Raw genomic sequence first — 26651 nt, forward strand, 5'->3', positions numbered from 1 at the left:
CCGGTCCCAAGGCGCCCGGATGCCGGTGCGCGCCGCCGAATTCGCCGTTCCAGGCGCTCGGACGTCCCTACCGCTCTGGCGGACACCGGACCTGCGGGTTCACGTCGGGACGCCGACGCGGCGGGCGAACGACGCGTGTGACGAACACGGCCGCGCGTTGCGCGGAACACCTCGCGGGGCGGGCTGCCTGCCCGGCTAGAAGCCCGGCTCGCCTCGCCTGATCACCTCGTCCAGCTCGCCGTCGCCGTCGGTGTCGACCAGCCGCACGTCCATCACCCCGTCGCCGTCCAGGTCCAGCAGCATGCCGCCCAGGATGCCGTGGTCACCGTCGAGATAGACCTCGTCGACGACGCCGTCGCCGTCGGTGTCCACGATCACCTCGCCCGCGTCCCCGTCGCCGTCGTAGTCCGCCCACGCCGTGTCGAGCACCCCGTCACCGTCCACGTCGATCTCGGCGACGCTGACCTGTTCGTCACCCCGTGCGTCCGTCCAGTGCAGCTCCACCGCCGCGGACCGGTCCTCGTCCTCGGCCTCCGCCGTCGCGGGAAGCTCTCCCGGCGCATTCCAGACACCGAGCCCCTCGGGATCGGTGAAGGCGGCGTCCACGACGCCGTCCCCGTCGAGATCCAGCAGCGCCGTGTCGGCGATCCCGTCGGCATCGGAGTCCCAGAGCAGGTCGACGGCACGGCCGTCACCCGTGAAGTCGAGGCGCACCGCGTCCGGCGCCCCGTGCCCGCTCACGGTCACGTCGGCGGCGCTCGTCCAGACCGTCGGCGGACCGGTTCCCGTCCCGAAGGAGTACTGCACCGCACCATCGGGAACCACGCCCCACTCCGCCTCGGACACACCTCACCATCGACACCACGGGCCGGTCGCCCGACCGCCCGGTGGAGTGATCATCGGAGTCAGGGGCGCGCGGGCGGGTGGATGTCCTGGTCCGCTGCCCAGCGCAACAGCTCTGCCTCGGCGTCTGCCCTGCTCAGCGGCCCGCGATCGAGTCGAAGCTCCTTGAGGTGCTTCCACGCCCTGCCCACCACGGGACCCGGCGGCACGCCGAGCAGCTCCATGATCGCGTTGCCGTCGAGATCCGGCCGGACCCGTTTGAGGTCCTCCTCGGCGAGCAGCCGGGCGATCCGGGCCTCCAGATCGTCGTAGGACCGCTGCAGAGCATTGGCCTTGCGTCGATTCCGGGTCGTGCAGTCGGCTCGGACCAGCTTGTGCAGCCGGGACAGCATCGGGCCTGCGTCGGTCACATAGCGACGCACCGCGGAATCGGTCCACTCGCCGGTGCCGTAGCCGTGGAAGCGCAGGTGGAGGTAGACGAGCTGGGAGACCTGCTCGACGACGTCCTTGGGAAACCGCAGCTCCCGAAGCCGCCGCCTGGTCATCTTGGCCCCGACGACCTCATGGTGATGGAAGCTCACCCCGCCGCCGGACTCGAATCGACGCGTGTCCGGCTTGCCGATGTCGTGGAGCAGGGCCGCGAGCCGCAGCACGAGGTCGGCCTTCGCGTCCGGGGCGTCGGCGCGTTCCAGCTCCACGGCCTGGTCGAGCACGACCAGCGAATGCTGGTAGACGTCCTTGTGCTGGTGATGCTCGTCGATCTCCAGCCGCATCGCGGGAACCTCCGGCAGCACGCGATCGGCGAGCCCGGTGTCCACCAGCAGCTCGATCCCCTGTCGTGGCGTGGCGCCGCACATCAGCTTGGCGAGTTCGGCCTGGACCCGCTCGACGGTGATCCGCTCGATCTCGACCGCCATCGTCGTCATCGCCTCGACCACCCTCGGCGCGGGCGTGAACTCGAGCTGGGCGACGAACCGGGCGGCACGCAGCATCCGCAGCGGATCGTCGGCGAACGACTCCTGCGGCGTGGCGGGAGTGTCCAGCCTGCGAGTGACCAGTGCATCCAGTCCGCCGTGTGGATCGACGAACCACTCCACCGGATCGACGGCGTCCCGGTCGCCGTCGAGGGAGCCTGCGGCGACGAGGTCGACGGCCATCGCGTTGACGGTGAAGTCCCGACGGATGAGATCGCCCTCGATGTCGTCGCCGTAGACGACCTCGGGGTTGCGACCCACCCTGTCGTACCGATCAGCACGGAAGGTCGTGATCTCCAGCATCGCACCGTGCCGGGTGGCGCCGATCGTGCCGAACTCGATGCCGGTGTCCCAGACCGCCTCCGCCCAGCCTCTGACCAGCTGCATCACCTCGGCCGGGCGTGCGTCGGTGGTGAAGTCGAGATCGGTGCCGAGCCTGCCGAGCAGCGCATCGCGGACGCTGCCGCCGACCAGGTACAGCCGATGCCCCGCCTCGGCGAAGCGAGCGGCGAGCTCGGCGGCGACCGGGGTCGTTCGCAGCAGCGTCGCCACGGCGTCCTGTGGGACGACGCGGGCGGCGTCGACGGCGGCGGTCAGCGGCTGGGGGTCGGGCACGGAACGAGACACGGTGAGCGAGGGTATCGCCTCCCGAAGACCCGCACGTCGGGCTCGTCGGTGGGTCGGTGATGTGGCAACAGAACCAGACGGGCATCGACCAGTCGGATTACCATCCAGGTATGCCCACGTCATCCGGTCGTTCCGGCGGTGCGAAGCCGCGACGCCGGAACCGGAGGCGACGTCGGCGCCTCCATACCGTGGACGAGACGTCCGCAGGCGGGCTGGTGCTCGACGCGGCGAAAGCGAACGCTGCGATCATTGGACGGCTGGATCGACGGGGCAGACTGCTCTGGTCGCTTCCCAAGGGGCATCTTGAGGCGGGCGAGACCTCGCAACAGGCCGCCATCCGGGAAGTGGCCGAGGAGACGGGCATCCGTGGCACGGTCCTGGCTCCGCTGGGGACGATCGACTACTGGTTCGTCGCCGAGGATCGACGCGTGCACAAGACGGTGCATCACTTCGTGATCGAGGCCGTCGGTGGTGAGCTTTCCGACGAGGACGTGGAGGTCACCGAGGTGGCATGGGTGCCGCTTGGTGAGCTGAATGAACGACTGGCATACGCCGATGAGCGCAAGCTGGTCCGCAGGCTCGACCAGGTACTGACCGAGCTGGACGCCGCGACCGACCGGTCGTGGTCGATCCGTCCGGCAGGCACGGAGCAAGGGTGAGACGACACATCGACCACCGCAGAGGCGGGACTCGACTCCTGCGCGCCGCGTTGGCCGCGCTCGTCACGGCGCCGCTGGTGTTGGCAGGCGCCGTGCGCCCCGCAGCGGCTCAGCCCGACGAGACGCTCGCCGAACTCCACATCGACGCGCTGGAGCCCCGAGTGGTCGTCGAGGACGGCGACCAGCTGCTCCGGATCACCGGAACCCTCACGAACACCAGTGACCGAAGCATCGCGGAGATCTCGGTCCGGGCACAGCGCGGTGAACCGCTGCGCACGACCGACGAGACGCTGGCCTCGCTCCGAGGCGGTTCCGAGACCAACAGCGGCTCCTCGGAGTTCATGCCCGTCGCCTCGCCGTTGGATTCAGGAGAGAGCACCGAGTTCACCGTGAGCGTCCCCGTCAGCGGAGCGGACGGGCTGCAGATCAGCGAACCCGGCGTCTATCCGCTGCTGATGAACGTCAACGGGATGCCGGACTATGGGAATCAGGCCCGCATCGCGACCGCTGATCTGCTGCTGCCCGTGCTGGGCGTGCCCGGCGGTGCGTCGGCGGAGCCGTCGGTGCAGCCTGCGACGACGCTGATCTGGCCACTGGCCGACGAGCCGAGGGTGATTCGCAACGGCGCCGACGGCGAGACGGTTCTCACCGACGACGAGCTCGCCTCCTCGCTGGTCGGGGACGGCAGGCTCGCCATGCTGCTGAACGCGATGAGCGACTCCGTCCCACCCGCCTCCGAGCTGTCGCGATCGATCTGTTTCGCGGTCGACCCCGACCTGCTGGTGACGGTCGACGCCATGCAGGACGGGTATCAGGTCCGCTCGGGCACGGGCGAGCTGGTGGACGGCGTGGGGGCCGCTGCGGCAGGCGTCTGGCTGCATCGCCTGCGGGACGTCGCACAGGGCCGATGCCTGGTGGCGATGCCCTACGCCGACGCCGATCTGGTCGCCCTGTCCAGGGCCGACCGTCCCGACCTGATCGAGCTGGCGTTGGACCGAGGCGCGACCGTGGTGGAAGAGGTCGTGGGCACCCGGCCGATGGAGAACCTCGTCTGGCCTGCCGACGGCGTGTTGGACGAGCAGACCCTCGACACGCTGGTCGAGGCGGGCGTCACCTCGACGCTGCTGCATCCGCGCAGCCTCGCCGAGGCACCACCGCAGCTCACCAGCACGAGCGTCCAGACGACGGTCGAGACGGAGACCCCGCCCGTCGCGATACAGCTCGATCCCCTCGTCGGCGACGTGCTCGCGGGCTCGACCACCACGGGGTGGCGTCCGCAGAGCATGGTGGCGGCAGCCGGTTCCACCGTGCCGCCCGGCGTGCGCGATCCGCTTCAGGACGTGCTGAGCATGCTGGCGTTCCGCGCCATCGGCGACAGCAGCGCAGCACCCGCGACCCGCATGGTGATCGCACCGCCACGTCGCTGGCAACCGGAGGCCGAGGATCTGTCGATCCTGATCGGCGAGCTGGGCAGGCTGTTCGAGTCGGGACTGGCGGTGCCCGCACCGCTGGCCGAGGGCCTCGACGCCCCGGAGGGCACCAGTGCGCTGAGCTACCCGCCGGAGGCGGGCGCAGCGGAGCTTCAGCCGTCGGTGTCGGCCGAGGTGTCCCGCGCGGCGACGCTGGTCCAGGAGTTCGAGTCGGCGATGAGCGCGGACCCCTCCGTCCCGCCGGAGTCCCGCACCGAGCCGGTGGACCTCGTGCAACCCGTCGAACTCGGCCTGCTGCGCGGCATGTCCAGCAGCCTGCGCGGCAACGAGCAGGCTGCGATGAACGTCGTGAATCGTGCGGTCGACGAGCTGAGCAGGCTGCGGGACCGGGTCCAGGTCAACGACCCCGGCATCCCGCTGTCCCTCGCCGCCTCCGACAGTCCGCTGCCGTTGTCGGTCACCAACGACCTGCCGGTGGACATCCGGGTCCAGGTGACGCTGGAGAACTCGCCGGGACTTCGCGCGGCGAGCGTGCAGGAATTCGCCGTCCCCGCGCACAACTCCCGGGCCATCCGGGTCCCCGCCGAGGTCAGCCGCTCCGGGCAGTTCACCACCGACGTCGCGCTGCGCACCCCCGACGGCACCGAACTGGGCAGCCCGGTGCGCTTCGTCGTCATGTCGACCGCCTACGGCACGCTGACGCTGATCCTCACCATCGTCGCGGGCGCCACGCTGATCCTCCTGGTCACCTACCGTCTCGTCCGTCGCATCCGCGCCGGTCGAGCAGGAGGCCCGGTCGACACGGAGGACGCGAACGCCCGAAAGCCGCCAGAAGGGGCCGAGGAGTCTGCGGGGTCCGAGAGCGACCGCGGACCTTCGGAGTCCGGGACGTCATCGGACACCGACGATGCACGTCCCGACGGATCGGATGCCCACGAGTCGGATGCCCGGGGATCGGATGCCGATGGATCGGCCGCTCCCCGGTCGCACAGCGACGGATCGGCCGCCGATGAGTCAGACACCAAGGGATTAGACACCGAGGGATTAGACACCGGCGGATCAGCCGAGGAGACGTCCGATGGGAGGCACCAGGGACGATCGGCAGACGCCGGGTCGTCCGTGAGCAGGCCGTCCGAGCCGGGATCGGCAGGCGTCCACTCGGCTGACGCGACCTCATCGGATCCGCAGGCATCGGATGCCGCGTCCGCCGACTCGGCCGCAGCGAACGAGGACGAGTCGCGCTCGACGACCGAGACCTGGCTCTCGGCCGAACGGGCCGGGGTCGGTTCGGACGAGCCGGGCACGCGGCGCGGGGCGACGAGCGGCAAGAGATCCGGTGAGTGACCACGCCGATCGACTGGTTCTCCTGACCGCCGAGCGCGAGCATGGTGAACTGACGGCTCGCGACGGCAGACGGGCCGCCGGGCCGTCCGGCGAGGAGACGTGGTGAACCAGGACGACGAGGAGACCACCCGGTTCGACGGTCCGCTGTATCCGCCGGGTGGTCCTCGGCGGCGAGGCAGGCCGGGCCCGCCGCCGGAGGACTCCTCGCGACCTGACCTGCGGGCGACGCCGCCCGAACCGTTCAGAAGTCAGCGACGACCACCACCTGTACCCCCGTCGCAGCCTCGGCTGCGACCCGACCACGCATCGGAGCCCGCTTTGCGGCCGGAGCACCAGGGGCGCCCGGCGCCTGGACCAGCACAGCCGACCTCGGCATCGGCGCACCATGCGCCGGGATCACAGCCGAACATCCGTCGTGATCTGCCGCCGGGCACGCACGCTCGACAGGACCCGGCGACGACCCACGACCTCGGGCAGGCGGGCGGTCTCGACCAGGAGCGCACGCGACAGGCCGCCTCCGACGCCGCTCGTCGGGCCGCTGCGGGCGCGGCACGCGCTGCCGCACCCGGCGGCCCGCGCGGTGCCCGAGGCGCCGACCTGGACCGAACCAGGGCGATTCCGGTGGTCGATCCGGTCGACCCCGTCGACCCGGAGCAGACCACGCAGATGTCGCCGGTCGCGGTGGTCGCGGATCGGGAGGCAGGCGAAGCCGTCACGGACGTGACCGCGACCGACGAGCCGCAGAAGAAGGCCGGGAAGTCGCTGCTCAAGGCAAGCGGCACGATGGCTATCGCCACCCTGATCAGCCGGATCACCGGCTTCCTGTGGAAGGCGATGCTGGCGTGGGTCGTCGGCCTCGGTCTGATCAACGACTCGTTCACCGTGGCCAACAACCTGCCGACCATCATCACCGAGCTGCTGCTCGGCGGGGTGCTGACCAGCATCGTCGTGCCGGTGCTGGTGCGGGCGCAGAAGGAGGACTCGGACGGCGGACTGGCCTACACCCAGCGGCTGGTGACACTGGCGACCGTCATCCTGGGCGTCGGCACCCTGCTCTCGGTGATCGCCGCGCCCCTGCTGACCGCCGTCTACGTCAGCGGCGGCGAGACCCAGGCCAACCGTGCCCTGGTCACGGCGTTCGCCTACCTGCTGCTGCCCCAGATCCTGTTCTACGGGCTGAGTGCGCTGCTGATGGCGATCCTCCAGTCCAAGCAGGTGTTCGGACCGCCTGCCTGGGCCCCGGTGGTGAACAACGTCGTGATCATCGGAACCATCCTGGTGTACTGGATGCTGCCCGGTGACATCGTGGTCGACCCGGTTCGGATGACCGACGCGCATCTGCTCGTGCTGGGCGTCGGCGTCACGCTGGGCGTGGTCGCACAGGCCGCCATCCTGATCCCCGCGCTCCGCCGCAGCGGCTTCCGGCCAGCGTGGCGGTGGGGCTGGGACTCTCGGCTCAGCGAGTTCGGCGGCCTGGCGGCCTGGGTGATCGGCTACGCGCTGGTCGGGATGCTCGGCGTCATCGCGCTGACCAGGGTGGCCACCGCCTACGAGGGCAGCCTGGCGATCTACCAGAACGCGTGGCTGCTGTTGCAGCTGCCCTACGGCGTCATCGGGTTCTCGATCATGACGGCGGTCCTGCCCAGAATGAGTCGGGCCGCCGCCGACGAGGACTACGACCGACTCAAGGCAGACCTCTCGCTGGGCGCCCGGCTCTGCACGCTGATCCTGCTGCCGATGAGCGTGTTGATGACGGTCTTCGGCACCCAGATCGGCATCTCGCTGTTCTCGCTCGGCGAGGGAGCGGGTGGCGCGGGCAGGTTGGGGCAGGCCCTGGTCGTCTCGGCGTTCGGCCTGCTGCCCTACGCGATCACGATGCTCCAGCTTCGGGTGTTCTACGCGATGAAGGACTCGCGAACCCCCACCCTGATCCTCGCCATCATGACGGCGATCAAGGTGCCGCTGCTCTATCTCTGCCCGGTGCTGCTGGACGACGAACAGGTCGTCCTCGGCATCACCTTCGTGAACTCCTTCACCTTCGTCATCGGCTGGGTCATCGGCGAGATCTGGCTGCGCAGCAGGATCGGCAAGCTGGGCAACCGGGCGTTGTGGATCACGCTGGGCAAGGCGGCGATGGCATCGATCTGGGGCGGCGGCGCCGCGCTGCTCGCCGCACAGGGCGTCGGCGCGCTGATGCCGCAGGCGGACGGCGCAGGCACGGCCTGGGTTCAGCTCATCGTCGGTTCCGTGCTCTGCCTGATCGTCACCCTCGGCTTCATGCTGTTGCTGAAGGTGCGGGAGCTCGATCCGCTGATGAAGCGAGTACGAAGGATGGCAGGACGGTAACGATTGACCTGCCTCACACGTATATGGGACGGGGAAGCAACCTCGCACCCCCTTCAGTACGTCCCTCCCAGTGTTGGAACCGCCCTTCGCCACACGGGTGTACTCCGAACAATGACGTGCTGGTGGCAACTCGATGACAGCCGACTTCCCGTACTCTCGGACGCGAGTCTCTCCAAGGCGCGCCTGCCGAGGCCTCCGCTGTCCGGGGAGTGGGTGGACCAGGAGAAATGACCGTGAGCGGCAAGCCGACGGAGTACATCGCACCGAACCGGAAGGACATCGGTCAGGGCGTTGAGGATGCTGGGCTGGCCCCGGGCACCGTGCTCGGCGACGGCCGCTACCGCCTGATCGGCAACGTAGGGCAGGACGTGCGGGGTGGCGCGCAGCTGTGGCGGGCCAAGGACTCCGCGCTCGGCCGCGACGTCGCGCTGACCATCCTGGTCGGCGATCGAAGTGACACGCAGGTCAACGCGCGGGCCAGACGGGCGTTGGAACGCGCGATGCACGCGGCGAGCTTCCACTGCGTCGGCGCGGCCCGCGTGCTCGACGTGATCAGTGCCAAACACGGACTCGCCGAGTCGGATCGCGTCCTCGGCATCGTGGTGGCCGAGTGGACGCACGGCACGGACCTCGCCGAGCTGGTCAAGGACAACCCCGTGCCGCCCGCCACCGCGGCCCGGCTGCTTCAGTCGCTGGCCGTGGCCGTGGAGACCGCGCATCACGTCGGCCTCGTGCTCGGCATCGACCACCCGCAGCGCATCCGGGTGAGCGCCGACGGCGAGCTGCGGTTCGCCTTCCCCGGCGTCCGGCCGGAGGCGAGCGCCACCGACGACGTCCGAGGTCTCGGCGCGGTGCTGTTCTACCTGCTCACCGGCCGGTGGCCGCTGGCAGAAGCGCCGGAAGGCGTCCCGACGGTGCAGATGCAGAAGGACGGCGTGCCCGTCACACCGCGGTCGCTGCGCCCGATCGTGCCGCTGGAGCTGTCGAACGCGGCGGTGAAGGCGCTGGCCGGCCCGGACAGCACGATCAACACCGGCGGCATCCGCACCGCAGCCGCGATGATCCCGGTCCTCGAGCGCGCTGCGGCGACCGAGGACTCCGGCACGAACGTGATGCACCAGTCGCCGATCGGCAACCCCGCTCCCGAGAACGACGTCTGGCGGGAGCGCGATCCCGAGCCGGACCAGGCCCGCAAGCGCAAGCTGAGCGTGGGCATGGCGATTCTGGGCGTCGCCACGCTGCTGATCGTCGGCTGGCTCGGCTTCCAGGTCGCGCAGATGTTCGCCCCCGGCGGCAGCAGCAGCGCGCAGAACTCGATCCTCCCCAGTGGCGTCACCGAGGACGGCGAGGGCGGGGACGACGAGGAGGAGCCGGACAGCGGTCCGCCGGTCGCGGCGGGGCCGATCACCCCGGCCGGTGCGGCGGAGTGGCAGCCGCCCGGTGCGACCCTGGACCATCCGAATCGAGCGGGCGATGCGATCGACGGCGACGCATCGACGGCGTGGACCACTTCGGCATACTTCGAATCCTTCGACAGCGACCGCGCCTATAAGCCGGGCGTTGGTCTGATGGTCTCCTTCTCTGAGGCCACTCGACTAGCTCAGGCGACCGTGAATTCCCCGAGTGCCGGCGGGGTCATCGAGATCCGCAGCTCACCGACCGCCACACCGGGCAGCGTCGACGAGACGACGCTGCTCGGCACGCTGAGCCTTTCCGGCGGCGACACCAGCCTCGACTTCGACGAGGTCGTCGAAGGTCAGCACATCTTGCTCTGGGTCACCGGGATCGTGCCGGTCGACGGCGGCTATCAGACGCGAATCAACGAGGTGACCTTCCAGACAGCCGAGTGAGTCGGTAGGCCTTCGGCGAACCGAGGGAAGAGGACAAGGATCGCCGCTGCGACGGAAATCGACCGACCGTGCGCACAAGGGGCCGTGAGGTGACTGCCGCTATCCTCGGCGTGTGACAGCCCCAGCAAGTTCGGACGCCGACCTCATAGCGGCCCACGCAAGCGGGGATCCACACGCATTCACTGAGCTGGTCCGGCGGCACCGTGACCGCCTGTGGGCGGTGGCGCTGCGCACCATGCGAGACCCGGAGGACGCCGCCGACGCCCTTCAGGACGCCCTGATCTCCGCCTTCCGGGCAGCATCCTCGTTCCGCGCCGAGTCCAAGGTGACCACGTGGTTACACCGCATCGTGGTGAATGCGTGTCTGGACCGCATCAGACGTAAACAGAGCAGACCGGTCGTCCCGCTGCCGGAGGCGGGCCCCAACGAGCCCGCCATCACACGGGACGCCATAGCCGAGCAGGAGACCAGGCTCGCGGTGAACGATGCCCTCGCCGAATTGCCCGTGGAGCAGCGCTCCGCGATCGTGCTGGTGGACGTGGAGGGTTACTCCGTGGCGGAGACCGCCCAGATCCTCGGGATCGCCGAGGGCACGGTGAAGAGCCGCTGTGCCCGGGGTCGCACCCGCCTGGCGAAACTTCTCGGGCATCTCAGGAACCCCGATGCAGTTGCGAACGTCCCATCTGATGACATCGCTCGCCAGCAGCGACGCACTCGGGAGGGACGATGACCGGCAGTGAGTGGGAAGGGCGTGGGCTCGACCCCACCAGCGGGTCACGGCCCGATCCGGACGACGGAGCCGCGTGGTCACTCGACCTCTTGGCGGATCTGCACGCCGGAGCACTCGACGACGAGACCGCGGCACGGCTGAGACCGCGCGCCGAGTCCGATTCCGATGCGACGGCCCTGTTCGCGGCGTTGGACGCCACCCAGGCGGAGCTGCGTGACCTGCCGCCCGTGCCGCCGATGCCCGCGGCCTTCGCAGACCGGCTGGACGCGGCCCTGGCCCGCGAGGCCGCCGCCATGTTCGGCCCGACTCGGGCCGTTCCGGCGACGGTGACGGAACTACCGTCCGCTCCGCCGGAACGAGGCGCTGCGCAGACGGAGGCGCCGCAGGGCCAGCCTGCGCCGATCGTCGACCTCGATGCGGTCCGGCGACGCCGACGACGCAACGCGGGCTGGGGTGCGGGCCTGCTGGTGGCGGCGGCAGCGGTGGTGAGCGTGGTCGCGATCAATCTGCCGTCGAACACCTCGCCCGGCACGCCGATGGCGGATGAGACCCAGGGCGAGGCACCGCCGGGGTCCGCGCAGCCGCCGCTGGCACTGGGCGGGCAGGACGACCTGAACGCGCTCGGCACGGGCGACATCGCGGGACTGCTCGAGGTCGAGGAGTACGGCTCGCTCGGTGACGAGGACGCGCTGCTGTCGTGCCTGGCGGCGGGCGGCATTCCCGACGCCAACGTCCTCGGCTCGCGTGAGGCGGAGCTGGGCGGGCAGGCGGGCTTGATGGTCATCCTCGGCGAAGGCTTCAACCAGTTCCGCGTCGTGGTGGTCTCGGAAGACTGCGCGCAGGGCGACTCCGAGTTCCTCGGGGACACCACGATCGGAGGCTGACCCGGCTCGGTTCCGCAAGCGGGCTCCAGGCGGCGGACAGAGCGGCGCAGGCGACCGTCCGCGTGCTCCCGGGCACACGGGGCAGCGGCGCGACGTACCGATGAGCGGAACGACAGCCACGGCACCGGCACGAGGGGACATCGATGCGCAGGCGTCGGGTCCTTCTCGGCACGCCTGCGCCGTGGCTGCCTGCGCCGTGCGCCTGGGCTGCGTCAGGTGAGACGCAGCCGACGAACCGGCCTGACACGTCCGTGTCGGGGAACAGCCGCGCCTAGGATCGTGTTGCACCGGATGCCGGGCTCACTCGACTTTCGGGGAGCCGGGGGCGGGCGAGGACAGGCTCGCCAGTGAGAACGGTGTACACGCGAGTCGGCGGAGGCGGCGAAGTTGTCCGACGTGAGAAATCTGATCATCATCGGCTCGGGACCGGCGGGGTACACGGCTGCGGTGTACGCGGCACGGGCTCAACTCGAACCCCTGATCTTCGAGGGCACGCAGTTCGGCGGTGCCCTGATGACGACCACCGAGGTCGAGAACTACCCAGGCTTCCGCAACGGCATCATGGGCCCTGAGCTGATGGAGCAGATGCGCGCCCAGGCCGAGCGCTTCGGTGCGGAGCTGCGGCCGGAGGACGTCGAGTCCGTGTCGCTGGACGGCCCGGTGAAGACGGTGGTGGTCGACGGCACCGAGTACCGGGCCAAGGCGGTCATCCTCGCGATGGGCGCCGCCGCGCGTTATGTGAACGTGCCGGGTGAGGAACGTCTCCTCGGCCGTGGCGTGTCCTCCTGCGCGACCTGCGACGGCTTCTTCTTCCGCGATCAGGACATCGCGGTGGTGGGCGGCGGCGACTCCGCCATGGAGGAGGCGACCTTCCTCACCCGCTTCGCGAAGTCGGTGACGATCGTGCACCGCCGCGAGGAGTTCCGTGCCTCCCGCATCATGCTGGAACGCGCCAGGGCCAACGAGAAGATCCGCTGGCGGACCAACGCCTCGGTCACCGAGGTGCTCGGCGAGACCTCGGTGAGCGGGCTCCGCCTCGTCGACACGGTGACCGGCGAAGAGTCCACCCTCGACGTGACGGCCATGTTCGTGGCGATCGGACACGACCCGCGCAGTGAGCTGGTCAAGGGACAGGTCGAAATGGACGAGGCGGGCTACGTGCGGGTCATGGAGCGCAGCACGAGCACCAACCTGACCGGGGTGTTCGCCGCAGGCGACCTCGTCGACCACACCTACCGGCAGGCCATCACCGCAGCGGGGTCCGGCTGTTCCTCGGCCATCGACGCCGAGCGCTGGCTCGCCCACCACGAGACGACGCCGGAGTCCGTCGGCGGCGGCTACGGACTCGGCGACCCGGTCCCCACGGTCTGATCGACCGCACCCGGCGGACCACGCGACACGACGTGATCGACAACGGCACCGGCAGGGCTGCTTCGCCCGGCCGCGACCAGCACACACGCTAGGAGAGACCATGACAGGCACAACCGTCACCATCACCGACAAGACCTTCAAGTCGGAGGTGCTCGACAGCAGCAAGCCGGTGCTCGTCGACTTCTGGGCGACCTGGTGCGGACCGTGCAAGATGGTCGCCCCCGTGCTGGAGGAGATCGCTGCGGAGCACGCCGAGAAGCTGACCATCGCCAAGCTCGACGTCGACGCGAACCCGTCGACCCAGCGCGACTATCAGGTCATGTCGATCCCGACGCTGATCCTGTTCAAGGACGGCAAGCCGGTGACGCAGATCGTCGGGGCGAAGCCGAAGGCGGCGCTGATGAGCGAGATCTCCAAGCACCTCGACTGACAGGTCGGACTCGCCCGGCCCTGTCGATCTCCGCACCGCGTGGCCCGTGGCCGCGCGGTGCGGTGAAGGAATCGGCGGGGCGGGGCCATCCCGGCCCACGCCTGGCTCGTCCTGGCACGGCACCCCGGTACCAAGCCGACGCCACCCGACTTCATCCTTTCGAGTGCTGAAGCGCCCAAATAGGTGGAGAACCAAGCACTACCAGTGAGGATGCCTCGGCGCGCAGCCCGAAGTGTCGCCATGTCACCAGCAGGGCACAATAGGTTGTCTGCTTCCCCTCGCGTCGTCCATCGGCGCTCTAGTCAAGCGAGGAGTACATGCAACTGCTCCACCGCGGTGACTTCGGTCCGGCTGTTGCCGAGATCAAGGCCATTCTCACATCGCAAGGCCTGCTTCCGCCGTCGAACGGCCACATCGGCGACGACCACGAGCAGGTCTTCGACGGGCTCGTCGAGCACGCAGTTCGAGCCTTCCAGCAACAGCGTGGCCTGATCACCGACGGGGTGGTGGGCACTGCCACCTATCGGGCGCTGCGTGACGCCCGGTGGAATCTTGGCGACCGCCCGCTGGCCTACCAGATCAGTCAGTCGATCACCGGTGACGACGTCTTCGCCCTCCAGGAACGCCTGCTGGAGCTCGGCTACGACGCGGGCAGGCCCAACAAGGTCTTCGGCTCGCAGACCGAGCATGCGTTGAAGAGCTTCCAGCGCGACTACGGGATCACCGCCGACGGCGTGTTCGGCCCGGAGACGCTGCGGTCGCTCCGACAGCTCATGCCCAAGGTCCGAGGCGGCAGGCCGGTGCTGCTGCGCGAGCAGGAGCGGGTCCGCACCGCAGGGCCCCGGCTGCGCGGCAAACGCATCGTGCTCGATCCGGGGCACGGCGGCTCTGATCGCGGCGCGGTCGTGGAGGACGCCGCCGAGGCGGAGCTGGCCTGGGACCTCGCCCGCAGGCTCGAAGGCCGGATGGTCGCCACCGGCATGGAGGCCCTGCTGGTACGAGGCCCGGACACCTGTCCGCCGGAGGCAGAACGGGCCGCGTTCGCCAACGACGCAGGCGCCGACCTCTTCCTCTCGCTGCACACCGACACGAACCCCTCGCCTGCCGCGCAGGGCATCGCGTCGTACCACTTCGGCACGGGCAACGGCACGACCTCGACCGTCGGAGAGGCACTCGCCGGCTACATCCAGCGCGAGGTCGTCGCCAAGACCGGCATGGTCGACTGCGGCGCACATCCCAAGACGTGGGAGGTCCTGCGTCTGACCCGGATGCCCGCCGTGCACATCGAGGTCGGCTACCTCACCAACGCCACCGACCGGCGACGGCTGATGGACCCCACGTTCCGCGACATCCTCGCCGAGCGAATCCTGGTCGCGGTGAAGCGGCTCTACCTGCTCGGCGAGAACGACCAGCCGACCGGGACGTTCACCTTCGACGACCTGCTGCGTCACGAACTGGCCAAGATCGACTGATCAGGCTCGGGTCCCCCTCGACCGCTCGTTCTCGAGCCTCGGTCGAGGGGGAACGGCCGATCTGACCCGGCGGCTCCTGCCCGGGGCGCGACCGCAGACGAGCCCGGGCGCATCGGTCCGGCTCCGTCGCGCAGGCGACCGACCGGCCGTCGATCAGCGAGCGGGGACCCCGACCGACGTGGACGACGCCGAGTCCGTGGACACCGTCATCGGCTCGAGCAGGCGTTCGAGGGCCGCCTCCACGTCTTCCTTCCAGGTGAACGCCGACCGGAGCTCGAGGCGGAGTCGGGGCCACCGCGGATGCGGGCGCACCGTCTTGAAGCCCACCTGACGCAGGAACTCCGCCGGGATCACGCAGTGGCCGTCGGATTCGCCGTCCGAGTAGCCGAAGGCCTCCACGGCCTTCACACCGCGTCGAGTGAGGTCCTTGGCCACTGCCTGCACGAGCAGGCGTCCCAGGCCCGTGTCGGCGAACTCCGGCATCACTTTGAGGGTCGTGAGGAGCACGGCGTCCGCGCTGACCGGGGAGGTCGGGAAGGTGCCGGACCGAGGCACCGCCGAGGGCGGGGCGTAGAGGGCGTATCCGGCGGGTACGCCGCCGACCCGGACCAGTCGTCCGCAGGAGCCCCACTCCAGCAGCACGCTGGAGATCCAGGCCTCCTTCTCGAACTCGGTCTGGCCGAACTCCTCGGCCTGCTCCCTGATGTGCGGCGCCAACTCCCAGAACACACAGCGCCGACACTGTTTCGGCAGCTCATGCAGGTTGTCCAGCGTGATGCCGACCACGCTTCTCGACACCTGACCTCCTCAGCACGAGCCTCGGGCGCAGCCACGGGAGGCCGCCTGTACCAGTACAGGGTAACGGTGCACGTTCGCTGCCGAAGTTACACTGAGGGGTCAGACGCGCCTCTCGTTCGGCCGAATGCCCGTTCGGTGATCCATCCGGTCACCGAAGTCGGATCACCTTCGGTCGAACCCACCGGGACGTGACGAGACACAGTTCGGAGTGCCGAATGACCAGCCAGGAGTCGCAGCCGGCGCCGCGCAGTCGCGCGCGCAGTCTTGACGCGCATCTGAGCCGCTACGCGGCACGGACGGCAGGGATGACGGCGTCGGAGATCCGGGCACTGTTCTCCGTGGCCAGCAGGCCGGAGGTGGTCTCGCTGGCAGGCGGCATGCCGAACCTGTCGGCGCTGCCGATGGAGTCGCTCGCGGGCGAGGTCGCCCGGCTGGTCGCCGATGAAGGCCAGGTCGCCTTCCAGTACGGCTCCGCCCAGGGCGTCCCCGAACTGCGCGAGCAGATCACCGAGGTGATGGCGCTGGAAGGCATCAACGCCCACCCGGACGACGTCGTGGTCACCGTCGGCTCGCAGATGGCCCTGGACACCGTCACCCGGATCTTCTGCGACCCCGGCGACGTGGTGCTGGCCGAGGCACCCTCCTACGTCGGCGCGCTCGGCAGCTTCACCGCGTATCAGGCCGAGGTCGTGCATGTCGCGATGGACGAGTCGGGGCTGATCCCGGCGGCGCTGCGCGCGGCGCTCGACGCCGTCCAGGCCTCGGGGAGACGGGTCAAATTCCTCTACACGATCCCCAACTTCCACAACCCGGCAGGCGTGACGATGGCCGTGTCCCGCCGTGCCGAGGTACTGGACATCTGCGCCCGTCACGGCGTGCTGGTCATCGAGGACAACCCGTACGGACTGCTGGGCTTCGACAACCAGATCTATCCCGCGCTGCGGTCGATGGACGAGGAGAACGTGGTCTACCTCGGGTCCTTCTCCAAGACCTTCGCCTCCGGTCTCCGGGTCGGCTGGGCGCTGGCACCGCACGCGGTGCGCGAGAAGCTCGTGCTGGCCTCAGAGTCGGCGACCCTCTGCCCACCCACGTTCAACCAGCTCCTCGTCTCCCGTTATCTCTCGACCCACGACTGGAAAGGCCAGGTCAAAACGTATCGAGAGGTCTACAGGGAGCGCAGGGACGCGATGCTCTCCGCGTTGGAGCAGCACCTGCCGCCCGGCTGCACCTGGACCCGACCCGACGGCGGGTTCTACGTCTGGCTGACGGTCCCCGAAGGCGTCGACACCAAGGCGATGCTTCCGCGAGCGATCACCCAGCGGGTGGCCTATGTCTCCGGGACCGCGTTCCATGCGGACGGCTTCGGCAGCAGGCAGATTCGACTGTCCTTCTGCTACCCGACGCCGGAGCGAATCCAGGAGGGTGTGCGCAGGCTCGGGGGAGTGCTCCAGGACGAACTGGAGTTGCTGGCGACCTTCGGCAGTGTTCCCCAGCGTCCCCGCATCGGCGCCGACTCGCCCGGCCCGGACACCGCCTGACGCACCCCGCCTGCGACGTCCGGATGGCGGCGGCACGACGATGGCGGCCGGGATGTCCGCGACGCGTGGATCTCCCGGCTGCACCGTCTGACGACGCTAAGGACGGTGTAACCGGACCGCCACCCCGGAGCAGGGGTTCTCATCGACTGCGGGCAGACGCGCCGCGCCAGGGTGGTTGTCGACGCGGGAGAGGTCTCCTGCCATGGTGTGACTCGGCGACCGGACCATGATCCCTTGGCCGGGGCTGTGCAGTGCGCGTCCCGCACTGCGGCGAGGAGTCGTCTTCTCCTTCTCGCCGCTCGCAGACGACGCCGGTCCTCGCCGTGGGCAGGCGGTACCGCCGGTCTCGGCTCGCCTTCCTGCCCGGCCCCGCGACGTCCGAGGGCTCGAACAACAGTCAAGGGAGTAGCAAGTGTCAGATCGTTGGGTGGCGGTGCTGTCGGGAGGGCTCTCCCACGAACGGGACGTCTCGTTGCGTTCCGGTCGCAGGCTGTCCGCCGCGCTGCGCTCGGCGGGCGTGACGGTGGAGGAGTGGGACGCCGATGCCGAGCTGCTGTCGCGACTGGGTGCGGACCGACCGGACGCCGTGGTGGTCGCGCTGCACGGCGGTGAAGGAGAGAACGGCGCGGTCCAGGCCGTCCTGGAGATGCGGGGCATTCCCTTCGTCGGCACCGACTCACGCTCCTGCCGCCGTGCTTGGGACAAGCCGTCCGCCAAGGCGGAGATCGCCGCCGCCGGACTGACCACACCGGACTGGATCGTGCTGCCGCACAGCACCTTCCGTTCGCTGGGCGCGCAGGCCGTGCTGGACGCCATGGTCGAACGGCTCGGTCTGCCGCTGATGCTCAAGCCGGATCAGGGCGGGTCAGCGTTGGGTGCGCGGGTGGTGCGCACCGCAGAGGAACTGCCCGCCGCGATGGTGGGGGTGCTGGCCTATGGCGATGCGGTTCTGGTCGAGCGCTTCGTCGAGGGCACCGAGGTGGCGGTGGGCGTGATCGACACCGCCGACGGTCCGATCGCGTTGCCCGCCGTGGAGATCGATCCGGCAGGCGGGGTCTACGACTACACGGCGCGGTACACCGCCGGGCTCACGACCTTTCACACGCCTGCCCGGTTGCCCGAGGCGCAGGCGGCGGAGGTGGGGGAGTTGGCAGTCGCCGCACATCGGCTACTCGGCCTTCGCGACGTCTCGCGGACCGACGCCGTGGTGGGCACCGACGGCCGAGTGCACTTCCTGGAGGTGAACGTGTCGCCGGGGCTCACCGAGACGTCGCTGCTGCCGATGGCGATCGAGGCGGCGGACCGCTCGTTCGGGAAGGTGTTCGCCGAATTGATCGAGCGGGCGATCGCTCGCGCCTGATGATCTCGGCTCGCCGGCGGTTCGGGTGGCTGATCGAGTCGCCGGCAAGCCGAAAAGGAAACGTCACCGTGACGAAAGGGGTCGGTGTGGCGGGATGCGACTTTTCTATGTCTGAATAGTCCGATTTTCCGCCATCATCGTCACGATGCGTTCCAGATCATCGACCGACCCGAACTCCACGACGATTCGTCCCTTCCGACGTCCGAGTTCGACCTTGACTCGGGTGTCGAAGGCGTTGGACAACCGATCGGCCACGTCCTGGAGCCCCGGTGCCTGCATCTGCTTCCGGGGAGCGGCCTTGGGCTTGGCAGGCTCCTCCAGCCGCGTCAACCGGACCGCCTCCTCGGTCGAGCGCACGGACATGCCCTCCCGAACGATCCGGGCCGCCAGGTCCTCCTGCGACTCCGCGTCGTCCAGACTCAGCAACGCCCTGGCGTGACCTGCCGACAGGATGTTCGCCGCCACCCGGCGCTGCACGGGCAGCGGCAGGTTCAGCAGTCGGATCGTGTTCGTGATGACCGGACGACTTCGGCCGATCCGTGCTGCCAGCTCCTCATGTGTCACGTGAAACTCCTCGAGGAGCTGCTGATACGCCGCAGCCTCCTCCAGGGGATTGAGCTGCACCCGGTGGATGTTCTCCAGCAGTGCATCCCGGAGCATCGCATCGTCCTTGGTGCGCCGGACGATGGCCGGGATGTGGGGGAGTCTGGCTCGCTGCGCCGCTCGCCAACGGCGCTCGCCCATGATCAGCTCGTACTTGCCGTCGCCAAGCTCGCGCACCACGATCGGCTGGAGCAGACCGAACTCTCGAATCGAATGCTCCAGCTCCTCCAGCGCCGGCTCGTCGAAGACCTGTCGAGGCTGCTTCGGGTTGGGCGTGATCGAGGCGATCGGCAGCTCGCGGTAGACCGCGCTCGCGGTCTCCTCGCGCAGCAATGCCTCCAGCTTCGCCTCGGTGGAGCCTGCCTGTGCCGCCGGGGGACCGGCAAGCCGGTCCCCGCGATGCGGTGCGTCGGTCGCGGCCCCGGCATCGGCCGGGGGCGGCCCACTGGGAATCAGCGCGGCAAGCCCGCGGCCGAGTCCCCCCCTGCGTTCCGTCATCTGATCTCCAACTCGGCTCCCTTGACGGCCATCTCCCGAGCCGCGTCCAGGTAGCTCATCGCGCCACGAGAACCCGGATCGTAGGTCAGCACCGTCTGTCCGAAGCCCGGCGCTTCGGAAACCTTGACGCTCCGGGGGATGACCGTACGCAACACGAGATCGCCGAAGTGCTTGCGCACCTCGGCCGACACCTGGTCGGCGAGCTTCGTCCGGCCGTCGTACATCGTGAGCAGGATCGTCGACACCCATAGCGAGGGATTGAGGTGCGCGCGCACCAGGTCGATGTTGTTCAACAGCTGCCCGAGACCCTCCAGCGCGTAGTACTCGCACTGGATGGGGATCAACACCTCGGGCGCCGCGACCAACGCGTTCAACGTGAGCAGCCCCAGCGACGGCGGGCAGTCGATGAACACGTAGTCCGCTTCAAGCTGGTCCAGTGCCTCGGGGGAGAGCGCCTCCTTCAGCCGCGACTCCCGGGAGGCCATGGACACGAGTTCGATCTCGGAACCGGCCAGGTCGATCGTGGCGGGCACACAGACGAGATTGTCCGACTGGGTGCTCACCGCGGCCGCGTCGCCGATGCTGATCTCGCCGAGCAGCACCTCGTAGACCGACGGAGTCCCGGACCGGTGGTCGACACCGAGCGCGGTGCTCGCATTGCCCTGTGGGTCGAGGTCGATGACGAGCACCTTCAACCCGCGCAGCGCCAGGCCTGCGGCCAGGTTCACCGTGCTGGTCGTCTTGCCGACGCCGCCCTTCTGGTTCGCGACGGTGAGGATTCTTCGTCGCGACGGTCGCGGCAGAGTCTCACTCGGATGCAGAACCTTGGTGGCTCGCTCCGCCTCCTCCGCGATCGGCGTCCATGAGGAGATCTGCTGATTCTGCGGACGATTCACCGGTGCGAGCCTCCCCCGAAAGCCGTGGACATCCCTGTTCGGCGTTGTTTCACGTGGAACATGCCGTGCTCCGATCTGCGCCAGGGGTCGTCGCGCCCGCTCGTCCCCACGCCTGAAACGGGTCGGGTCGATCGACCTGGAAATCCGTCACCGATCTTTCCTGGAGTTCCGTCGAGTGTCACGGCCTTGAGCGGCATTCCCCCGCTCGACCAGGATCACCGTCGTCGGCTCCGTCACGAATCCCTCCCCGCAGGAGACGAGCTCCTGCCGAGAGCCCCCTACGGCAGCGACCGCCACCGCGTCCCTTGCCATCTCCTCCGCCGCCGACGCCCCCTTCAGCGCCAGCAACATGCCCCCCGGCCGAAGCAGCGGAAGTCCCCACCCCGCCAGCTTCGCCAGTGGCGCGACCGCCCGGGCGGTCACCACGTCGAAATCCCGTAGCCTGCGCCGCACGGTCAGCTCCTCCGCGCGACCCCGCACCACAGTGGTCGACAGCCCCAGCTCGGACACCACCTCTTCCAGCCAGGCGACCCGCCGGGCCATCGGCTCCAGCAGGGTCAGCCGGAGGTCCGGGCGCGCGAGCTGAAGCGGAATGCCCGGCAGCCCTGCGCCCGAGCCGACATCCACCACTCGACAGTTCGTCGGCATCAGCTCACCGACCACGGCCGAATTCAGCACGTGTCTGCTCCAGAGCCGATCGACCTCGCGGGGGCCGATCAGACCCCGCTCCACGCCGTGCTCGGCCAGCAGCTCGACATAGCGCCGGGCCGCGGGCAGGCGATCACCGAACACCCGCGCCGCCGCATCGGCCACCGCGTCGGAGCCCGACGAGGGCACGCCTGCGGACGGCGTCGCGGGGGAGTGCGTCCCGGAACCGCCTGCCGAGGACGAGTCCGTCGGGACGGAACCCGCCGGGGAGTTGGCCGAGGAGGAATCGGGAGAGTTCGTCGTGGAGGGGTCCGCGCTGGAGTTCGCCATGCCGCCTATCCATCATCTGACGTTTCACGTGAAACGTGGTCTCGAGGTCACCGGGTCGACCGGCGACGAACCGGCGCCGAAGTCGCCTGGCGCCTGTTTCACGTGAAACACCGTCGTCGGCCCTGTTCGGGGTCGACGGGAACAGTGTCCCGCATGACGCAGTCGACACAGCACGCACCGCGCCGATAGCTCACATCATGTCGCATCAGACGATCCCGGAACGCACACTGCACAGGTGCGATCGACGACCTTAGACACCTCGCCCTACGTCGAGCTGAACCGCGACCTGTGGCGGGGCCTCCGCGATGCGACACCGCTGCCGCTGACCGACGACGAACTCGCGGGCATGCGCAGCCTCGGCGACGCGATCTCTCTCGAAGAGGTGGCCGACATCTACCTCCCGCTCTCTCGGCTCATCAACCTCCAGGTGGCCGCGCACCAGGCGCTGCACACGACCACCACCCAGTTCCTTCGCGAACCCAGCATCCGTACCCCGTTCGTCATCGGCATCGCGGGCAGCGTGGCGGTGGGCAAGAGCACCACCGCGCGCATCCTCCAGGCGCTGCTCGCCCGGTGGCCGGATCATCCGCGCGTCGACCTGGTGACCACGGACGGATTCCTGTTGCCGACCGCCGAACTCAAGCGACGGAATCTACTGAAGCGCAAGGGATTTCCCGAGAGCTATGACCGGCGCGGGCTCCTCCGGTTCCTCGTGGACGTCAAGTCCGGACGCCCCGAGGTACGCGCCCCGGTGTACTCCCACCTGAGCTACGACATCGTCCCGGGCGAGCATCAGCTGGTCCGCCAGCCCGACATCCTGTTGTTGGAAGGACTCAACGTCCTGCAGACCGGTCCGAGTCTCACCGTCTCCGACTTCTTCGACTTCTCCATCTACGTCAATGCCCGCATCGGCGACCTCCGAAGCTGGTACGTCGACCGCTTCCTGACCCTGCGCCGCACGGCGTTCGCCCGGCGGGACTCGCACTTCCATCGGTACGCCAGCCTGGACGACGCGGAGGCAAGAACCATCGCCACTGAACTCTGGACCGAGATCAACGAGCCGAACCTCGTCGAGAACATCGCACCCACCCGCGCCCGAGCCACGCTGGTCCTCCAGAAGGGAGCGGACCACTCGATCCATCGGGTGCGACTTCGGAAGCTGTGACGGCAGCGGCGGCCCGGCGCGACGTTCGCAGAGTGCCAAGGGGACCGACGCGGTCGCGCGGTCGACGTGCGACAGCCGTGCAGCGTCGTGTTCGGTCCGACGTCGATCGCGGCCGTCCCACGGCAGCCCGCCTCGCAGGCGGCCGTCGCGCACCCCCGGCCCGGTCGAGTCCAGTCGGCCCCAGACCCCGGTGGTGCTCATCCTCAGTCCGGTAGGCAGGAGGGTGGACCGTCGGTGCTCGGCCCCGCAGTCGGGCCCCGGGCTCCGCAGGCAGCGGCGTGAGGCTGCCGGAAACCGATCCGACCCCACCGGACCGACCCCACCCGGACCGACCCCACCCGGACCGACCCCACCGATTCGACCCCACCGGCCAGACTCGGGCGAGCCGGACCGCCACCGGTCGGGGCCGCCTGCCTCGCTCCCACCGGCTTCGACCACTCCCCGGACATGCGAATGGCCTCGTCTCTCGACGAGGCCATTCGCATGTTTCACGTGAAACGCGCCGCTCGAGGTCAGTCGGCGGGCAGCACCACCACGCGCCGCTGCGGCTCCTCGCCCTCGCTCTCGCTCCGGGTGCCGGACACGGCCGCAACCGCGTCATGCACCACCTTGCGCTCGAAGGGCGTCATCGGGTGGAGACGAAGCGCCTTGCCCGAGTCACGGACCTGCTCGGCACTGGTGCGGCCCAACTCGGCCAGCTCGGCACGCCGCTCGGCGCGCCAACCCGCGACGTCGAGCATCAGCCTGCTGCGAACGCCGGTGGACTGCTGGACGGAGAGCCGCGTCAGTTCCTGCAACGCCTCCAGCACGACGCCCTTCGTACCGACGAGACGTTCGAGATCCTCGCCGCCCTCGATGCTGACCACGGCACGGCCCGCCTCGACGTCGAGGTCGATGTCCCCGTCATAGTCAAGCAGGTCGAGCAGGCGCTCCAGGTAATCGCCCGCGATGTCGCCCTCGCGGACGAGCAGCTCCTCGCTGTTCTCTGCGGCGCGGGGAGCCGCGTCGCCATTCTGTTCGGCCGCGTCGACCTCCTGGTCGACGCCGGTCACCTGCGCGGTGTCCGACACCGGCCTCTCCTCTCCGTGAGTATGTCCAGCAGACGAGTTGTGTCTGCGGCAGCGCCTACCGCACGACGAAGTCGCCTCAACGACGCTTCTTGGACTTCTTGTTCGCGGGGCGCTGACGCACCGGATCGGTCACCCCGTTCCGGCTGGGTTCTGCCGTCCCGGACTGGTCTGACGCACTGGTGGCCGAGGAGGTGTCCGTCTTCTTCTTACCCGTGTCGGAGGCGGCAGGCTCCACCCCGTTCGAGGACTGAGACTTCGGAGCCTGCGTCTTCGGGGCTTCGGCCGGGCGCTTCTTGGGCGCGGTCTTGGGCTTCTGTCCCGGCTTGGGTGCCAGCGCCTGCCGCGTCGCCTCCGCCTTCGCGTCGGCCTCCGCCTTCTTCTTCGACTCCTCGCGATCGATGCGCTGATAGACCAGGTGCTGCTGGGCCAGCGTCCAGCTGTTGTTGCTCAGCCAGTACAGCAGGATCGCGATGGGGAAGAAGGGACCACCGAACAGCACGAAGAGCGGGAAGATCCACAGCATCAGCTTGTTCATGATCGCGGTCTGCGAGTTCGACGTGGCGGTCGGGTTCATCGCCTGTCGCTGCACCGAGTGCCGCGCAGTGAAGTGGGTCGCGATGCTGGCGATGATCGCGAGCGGGATCGCGACCAGCGCGATGCTCGTGATGCTCGCACCGAGCACCGGGTTGGAGATCGAGGCCGACAGCGGGGCGCCGAAGAGAGTAGCGGCCCGGAACGACTGGACCTCGGCCTCACCGAACACGTAGACCGTGTCGTGCTCGGAGAACCAGCGCAGCACGTGGAACAGACCGATGAACACCGGGATCTGGACCAGCATCGGCAGACAGCCGCCGAGCGGGTTGACCCCGTGCTCGGACTGGAGCTTCTGCATCTCGGTCGCCATCTTCTGGCGATCGTTGGAGTACTTCTCCCGCAGCTTCTGGATCTGCGGGGCGAACTCCTGCATCTTCCGCATCGAGCGCACCTGGCTGATGGCGGGCTTGAGCAGGAGGAGCCGAAGGGTGAAGACGAGGAAGACCACGGACAGCGCCCAGGCGATCCCGTTGTCGGGGCTCAGGATGAACCCGAAGACCCGATGCCAGAACCACATGATGGCTGACACCGGGTAGTAGATGAAGTTGAGCACGAAGCTACTCCTCGGCGCGATTGTCGTTGGTCACCATGGTCTCCTCGGAAGAATCTCGACGAGGAGGAACGGGGTCTAGCCCGCCCGGGTGCCAGGGACCGCACCGGCCGAGCCTGCGCAGGGTCAACCAGATACCCCGCGCGGCGCCGTGGACGGTCAACGCCTCGACGGCGTAGGCACTACAGGTCGGATAGAAGCGACAACTGGCCGGGAGCAGCGGGGAGATCCACCGCTGGTAGGCACGCACCGGCAGCAACAGGACGCGACTGACCGGTCCGGCACGCCTGGCGGCCTCAGACCGATCGTCACTCACATCCCACCTGCCTGTTGGTGATCGTCCTCGGTTCGACATCCGGCCTGCGCATCGGCCGCCGGGTCGATCCCGAGTCTGCGCAGCGCGCGATCGACGTCGGCCGCGAGCTGCTCGCTGGTCGATGCGGCGGCAGGCGGCAGGGCTCTGACGACGACGTCGGTGCCCGGCGGCAGCGCGGCGAGCCGGGCCCGGAAGACGTGACGCAGGCGACGAGAGACCCGGTGGCGCACCACGGCGTCACCCACCGCCTTGCTCACGACAAAACCCACCCGAGCACTGCCTGCTCGGGTGGGGGTGAACCGCTGACCACTGGCCATGGCTGCCTCCGCAGTGGTGGACGTGCCGTCGTCTGGACGCAGCGCCGCCAGCACGTGCACGACGACCCGAGGTCGTCCCGCCCGGCGTCCCCGCCGGACCACCGTGGAGAAGTCCTGACTTCGAGTCAGCCTGGCCGCCGACGGAAGCACGGCCTGAGTAGGTCAGGCCGACAGCTTGTCGCGGCCCTTGCGCCTGCGCAGGGCGAGGATGGCGCGGCCAGCGCGGGTGCGCATGCGCAGCCGGAACCCGTGGGTCTTGGCCCGGCGACGGTTGTTCGGCTGGAAGGTGCGCTTGCTCACGGTCGAGTCTCCCGGTTTCACTACAGCTAGGGTCTGCGGTCTTCGCCCCAGTAGGTACTCGGCGGCAGATGCTGCTCCGCCACCGCTGGCGACGAGCACACTGCCGTCGCCGACGACGAGAAGCAACCGTCGCCGTCACGAACCGCATGTCGGCCGCACCACAGACCTGGCACGAGGCACAGGGCGAGCGGTGCGAAAGACCAGAGTACGTGACACCGGGGGATAGACCGCATGAGAGTACGTGGTGCGGCCTGGTCCACTCAAACCGGACCGCCCCTGAGCACCGGTGTTGATCAAGGAAGGGATGGATACGGTACGCTCCAGAACCACGAGCCACCTGATCTGATCGGCGCGCCACGCCGATCGACTCCTGAATCTCACCCGACCGCGCGGGGCGCCTTGTGGCTGAGCCCGCCGCTTGTTAGCGTGCCCATCTCCGCAGAGCCGACACCGGAGCCCGCACGTTCGACGACACGCCTCGGCTGGCAGCCCGCGAAGCATCTGCAGGCCCCGGGCGGGAATCGGTCTTCGCTTCGCCGTACCTTCATGCACAGCTTGTGGACAACCCTGTGGATTGTCGGCTCGATTGTGCACATCACGGCGTCAGCACGATCGGTTCATGACCGCGGGCCGATCGCCGAGGGGCGGCGATCGACACAGGCACCCGCTGCCAGGCGGGCGGTGCGGTGAGGGGAGGGGAGCACGTCG

General features: G+C 69.1%; 23 protein-coding genes. 12 read left to right on the plus strand and 11 right to left on the minus strand.

The window, feature by feature from the left end; genetic code table 11:
- Positions 1-195: 195 nt before the first annotated feature.
- Both UA74_RS30360 and UA74_RS30365 read right to left on the minus strand, forming a co-directional pair.
- Positions 196-846: a hypothetical protein gene (locus tag UA74_RS30360; RefSeq protein WP_157434529.1), complete on the minus strand. Its 651-nt coding sequence runs from the start codon at positions 844-846 to the stop codon at positions 196-198.
- A gap of 59 nt (positions 847-905) precedes the next feature.
- Positions 906-2432 (minus strand): CCA tRNA nucleotidyltransferase, encoded by a 1527-nt coding sequence (locus tag UA74_RS30365; protein WP_075743218.1) that lies wholly within the window; start codon positions 2430-2432, stop codon positions 906-908.
- Between the two features lie 122 nt (positions 2433-2554).
- On the opposite strand from UA74_RS30365, the gene UA74_RS30370 reads away from it, so the two are divergent.
- The 9 genes from UA74_RS30370 (at position 2555) to UA74_RS30410 (ending at position 14960) form a co-directional block, all read left to right on the plus strand.
- The gene (locus UA74_RS30370; protein WP_075744421.1) at positions 2555-3103 is read left to right on the plus strand and encodes an NUDIX hydrolase; all 549 of its coding nucleotides are present in this window, start codon (positions 2555-2557) and stop codon (positions 3101-3103) included.
- Positions 3100-5877, plus strand: coding sequence for a DUF6049 family protein (locus UA74_RS30375; RefSeq protein ID WP_075743219.1), 2778 nt, complete (start codon positions 3100-3102; stop codon positions 5875-5877). Before UA74_RS30370 ends, UA74_RS30375 begins: the two co-directional genes overlap by 4 nt.
- A 102-nt stretch (positions 5878-5979) precedes the next feature.
- Positions 5980-8223 carry a murein biosynthesis integral membrane protein MurJ gene (gene murJ / locus UA74_RS30380; RefSeq protein ID WP_232237571.1) on the plus strand — a complete coding sequence of 748 codons (2244 nt, stop codon included), beginning with the start codon at positions 5980-5982 and terminating at the stop codon, positions 8221-8223.
- Positions 8224-8456: 233 nt separating this feature from the next.
- Positions 8457-10073, plus strand: coding sequence for a protein kinase family protein (locus UA74_RS30385; RefSeq protein ID WP_075766386.1), 1617 nt, complete (start codon positions 8457-8459; stop codon positions 10071-10073).
- A gap of 112 nt (positions 10074-10185) precedes the next feature.
- Positions 10186-10803 (plus strand): RNA polymerase sigma factor SigM, encoded by a 618-nt coding sequence (gene sigM / locus UA74_RS30390; protein WP_075743220.1) that lies wholly within the window; start codon positions 10186-10188, stop codon positions 10801-10803.
- Positions 10800-11687 (plus strand): anti-sigma factor, encoded by an 888-nt coding sequence (locus UA74_RS30395; RefSeq protein ID WP_083683863.1) that lies wholly within the window; start codon positions 10800-10802, stop codon positions 11685-11687. The genes sigM and UA74_RS30395 overlap by 4 nt, the downstream gene beginning before the upstream one ends.
- Before the next feature lie 387 nt (positions 11688-12074).
- Positions 12075-13058: a thioredoxin-disulfide reductase gene (trxB, locus tag UA74_RS30400; protein ID WP_075743221.1), complete on the plus strand. Its 984-nt coding sequence runs from the start codon at positions 12075-12077 to the stop codon at positions 13056-13058.
- 100 nt (positions 13059-13158) lie between these two features.
- Positions 13159-13488 (plus strand): thioredoxin, encoded by a 330-nt coding sequence (trxA, locus tag UA74_RS30405; RefSeq protein ID WP_075743222.1) that lies wholly within the window; start codon positions 13159-13161, stop codon positions 13486-13488.
- 317 nt (positions 13489-13805) lie between these two features.
- Complete coding sequence (locus UA74_RS30410; RefSeq protein ID WP_075743223.1) at positions 13806-14960, plus strand: N-acetylmuramoyl-L-alanine amidase; 1155 nt, start codon at positions 13806-13808, stop codon at positions 14958-14960.
- 153 nt (positions 14961-15113) lie between these two features.
- Here UA74_RS30410 and UA74_RS30415 read toward each other — a convergent pair whose 3' ends face one another.
- Positions 15114-15758 carry a GNAT family N-acetyltransferase gene (locus tag UA74_RS30415; RefSeq protein WP_075743224.1) on the minus strand — a complete coding sequence of 215 codons (645 nt, stop codon included), beginning with the start codon at positions 15756-15758 and terminating at the stop codon, positions 15114-15116.
- Positions 15759-15973: 215 nt separating this feature from the next.
- Between UA74_RS30415 and UA74_RS30420 the strand changes: the two genes are divergently transcribed.
- On the plus strand, positions 15974-17296 hold the full coding sequence (locus tag UA74_RS30420) for an aminotransferase-like domain-containing protein (protein ID WP_075765896.1): 1323 nt from the start codon (positions 15974-15976) through the stop codon (positions 17294-17296).
- 412 nt (positions 17297-17708) lie between these two features.
- Positions 17709-18656: a D-alanine--D-alanine ligase family protein gene (locus tag UA74_RS30425; protein WP_075743226.1), complete on the plus strand. Its 948-nt coding sequence runs from the start codon at positions 17709-17711 to the stop codon at positions 18654-18656.
- Positions 18657-18761: 105 nt separating this feature from the next.
- On the opposite strand, the gene UA74_RS30430 is transcribed toward UA74_RS30425, so the two are convergent.
- From UA74_RS30430 to rsmG, 3 genes are all read right to left on the minus strand, one after another.
- Positions 18762-19757: a ParB/RepB/Spo0J family partition protein gene (locus UA74_RS30430; protein WP_075743227.1), complete on the minus strand. Its 996-nt coding sequence runs from the start codon at positions 19755-19757 to the stop codon at positions 18762-18764.
- Positions 19754-20653, minus strand: a complete 900-nt coding sequence (locus tag UA74_RS30435) for a ParA family protein (RefSeq protein WP_075743228.1) — start codon at positions 20651-20653, stop codon at positions 19754-19756. The genes UA74_RS30430 and UA74_RS30435 overlap by 4 nt, the downstream gene beginning before the upstream one ends.
- Before the next feature lie 147 nt (positions 20654-20800).
- Positions 20801-21631 carry a 16S rRNA (guanine(527)-N(7))-methyltransferase RsmG gene (gene rsmG / locus UA74_RS30440; RefSeq protein WP_083683865.1) on the minus strand — a complete coding sequence of 277 codons (831 nt, stop codon included), beginning with the start codon at positions 21629-21631 and terminating at the stop codon, positions 20801-20803.
- Positions 21632-21866: 235 nt separating this feature from the next.
- On the opposite strand from rsmG, the gene coaA reads away from it, so the two are divergent.
- Positions 21867-22796: a type I pantothenate kinase gene (gene coaA / locus UA74_RS30445; protein ID WP_075743230.1), complete on the plus strand. Its 930-nt coding sequence runs from the start codon at positions 21867-21869 to the stop codon at positions 22794-22796.
- Between the two features lie 512 nt (positions 22797-23308).
- Here coaA and UA74_RS30450 read toward each other — a convergent pair.
- The 5 genes from UA74_RS30450 to rpmH all read right to left on the minus strand — a co-directional run bounded on the left by UA74_RS30450 (position 23309) and on the right by rpmH (position 25943).
- A complete protein-coding gene (locus UA74_RS30450; RefSeq protein ID WP_075765898.1) occupies positions 23309-23866 on the minus strand; it encodes a Jag family protein in 558 nt (185 codons plus the stop codon).
- 76 nt (positions 23867-23942) lie between these two features.
- On the minus strand, positions 23943-25013 hold the full coding sequence (gene yidC / locus UA74_RS30455; RefSeq protein WP_075765900.1) for a membrane protein insertase YidC: 1071 nt from the start codon (positions 25011-25013) through the stop codon (positions 23943-23945).
- Between the two features lie 4 nt (positions 25014-25017).
- Positions 25018-25326, minus strand: a complete 309-nt coding sequence (yidD, locus tag UA74_RS30460) for a membrane protein insertion efficiency factor YidD (protein WP_075743233.1) — start codon at positions 25324-25326, stop codon at positions 25018-25020.
- On the minus strand, positions 25323-25793 hold the full coding sequence (gene rnpA / locus UA74_RS30465; protein ID WP_075743234.1) for a ribonuclease P protein component: 471 nt from the start codon (positions 25791-25793) through the stop codon (positions 25323-25325). Before rnpA ends, yidD begins: the two co-directional genes overlap by 4 nt.
- A gap of 12 nt (positions 25794-25805) precedes the next feature.
- On the minus strand, positions 25806-25943 hold the full coding sequence (rpmH, locus tag UA74_RS30470) for a 50S ribosomal protein L34 (RefSeq protein ID WP_075743235.1): 138 nt from the start codon (positions 25941-25943) through the stop codon (positions 25806-25808).
- Positions 25944-26651: the final 708 nt, after the last annotated feature.

Origin of the sequence: Actinoalloteichus fjordicus (genome assembly GCF_001941625.1) — a bacterium.
GTDB lineage: Bacteria > Actinomycetota > Actinomycetes > Mycobacteriales > Pseudonocardiaceae > Actinoalloteichus_A > Actinoalloteichus_A fjordicus.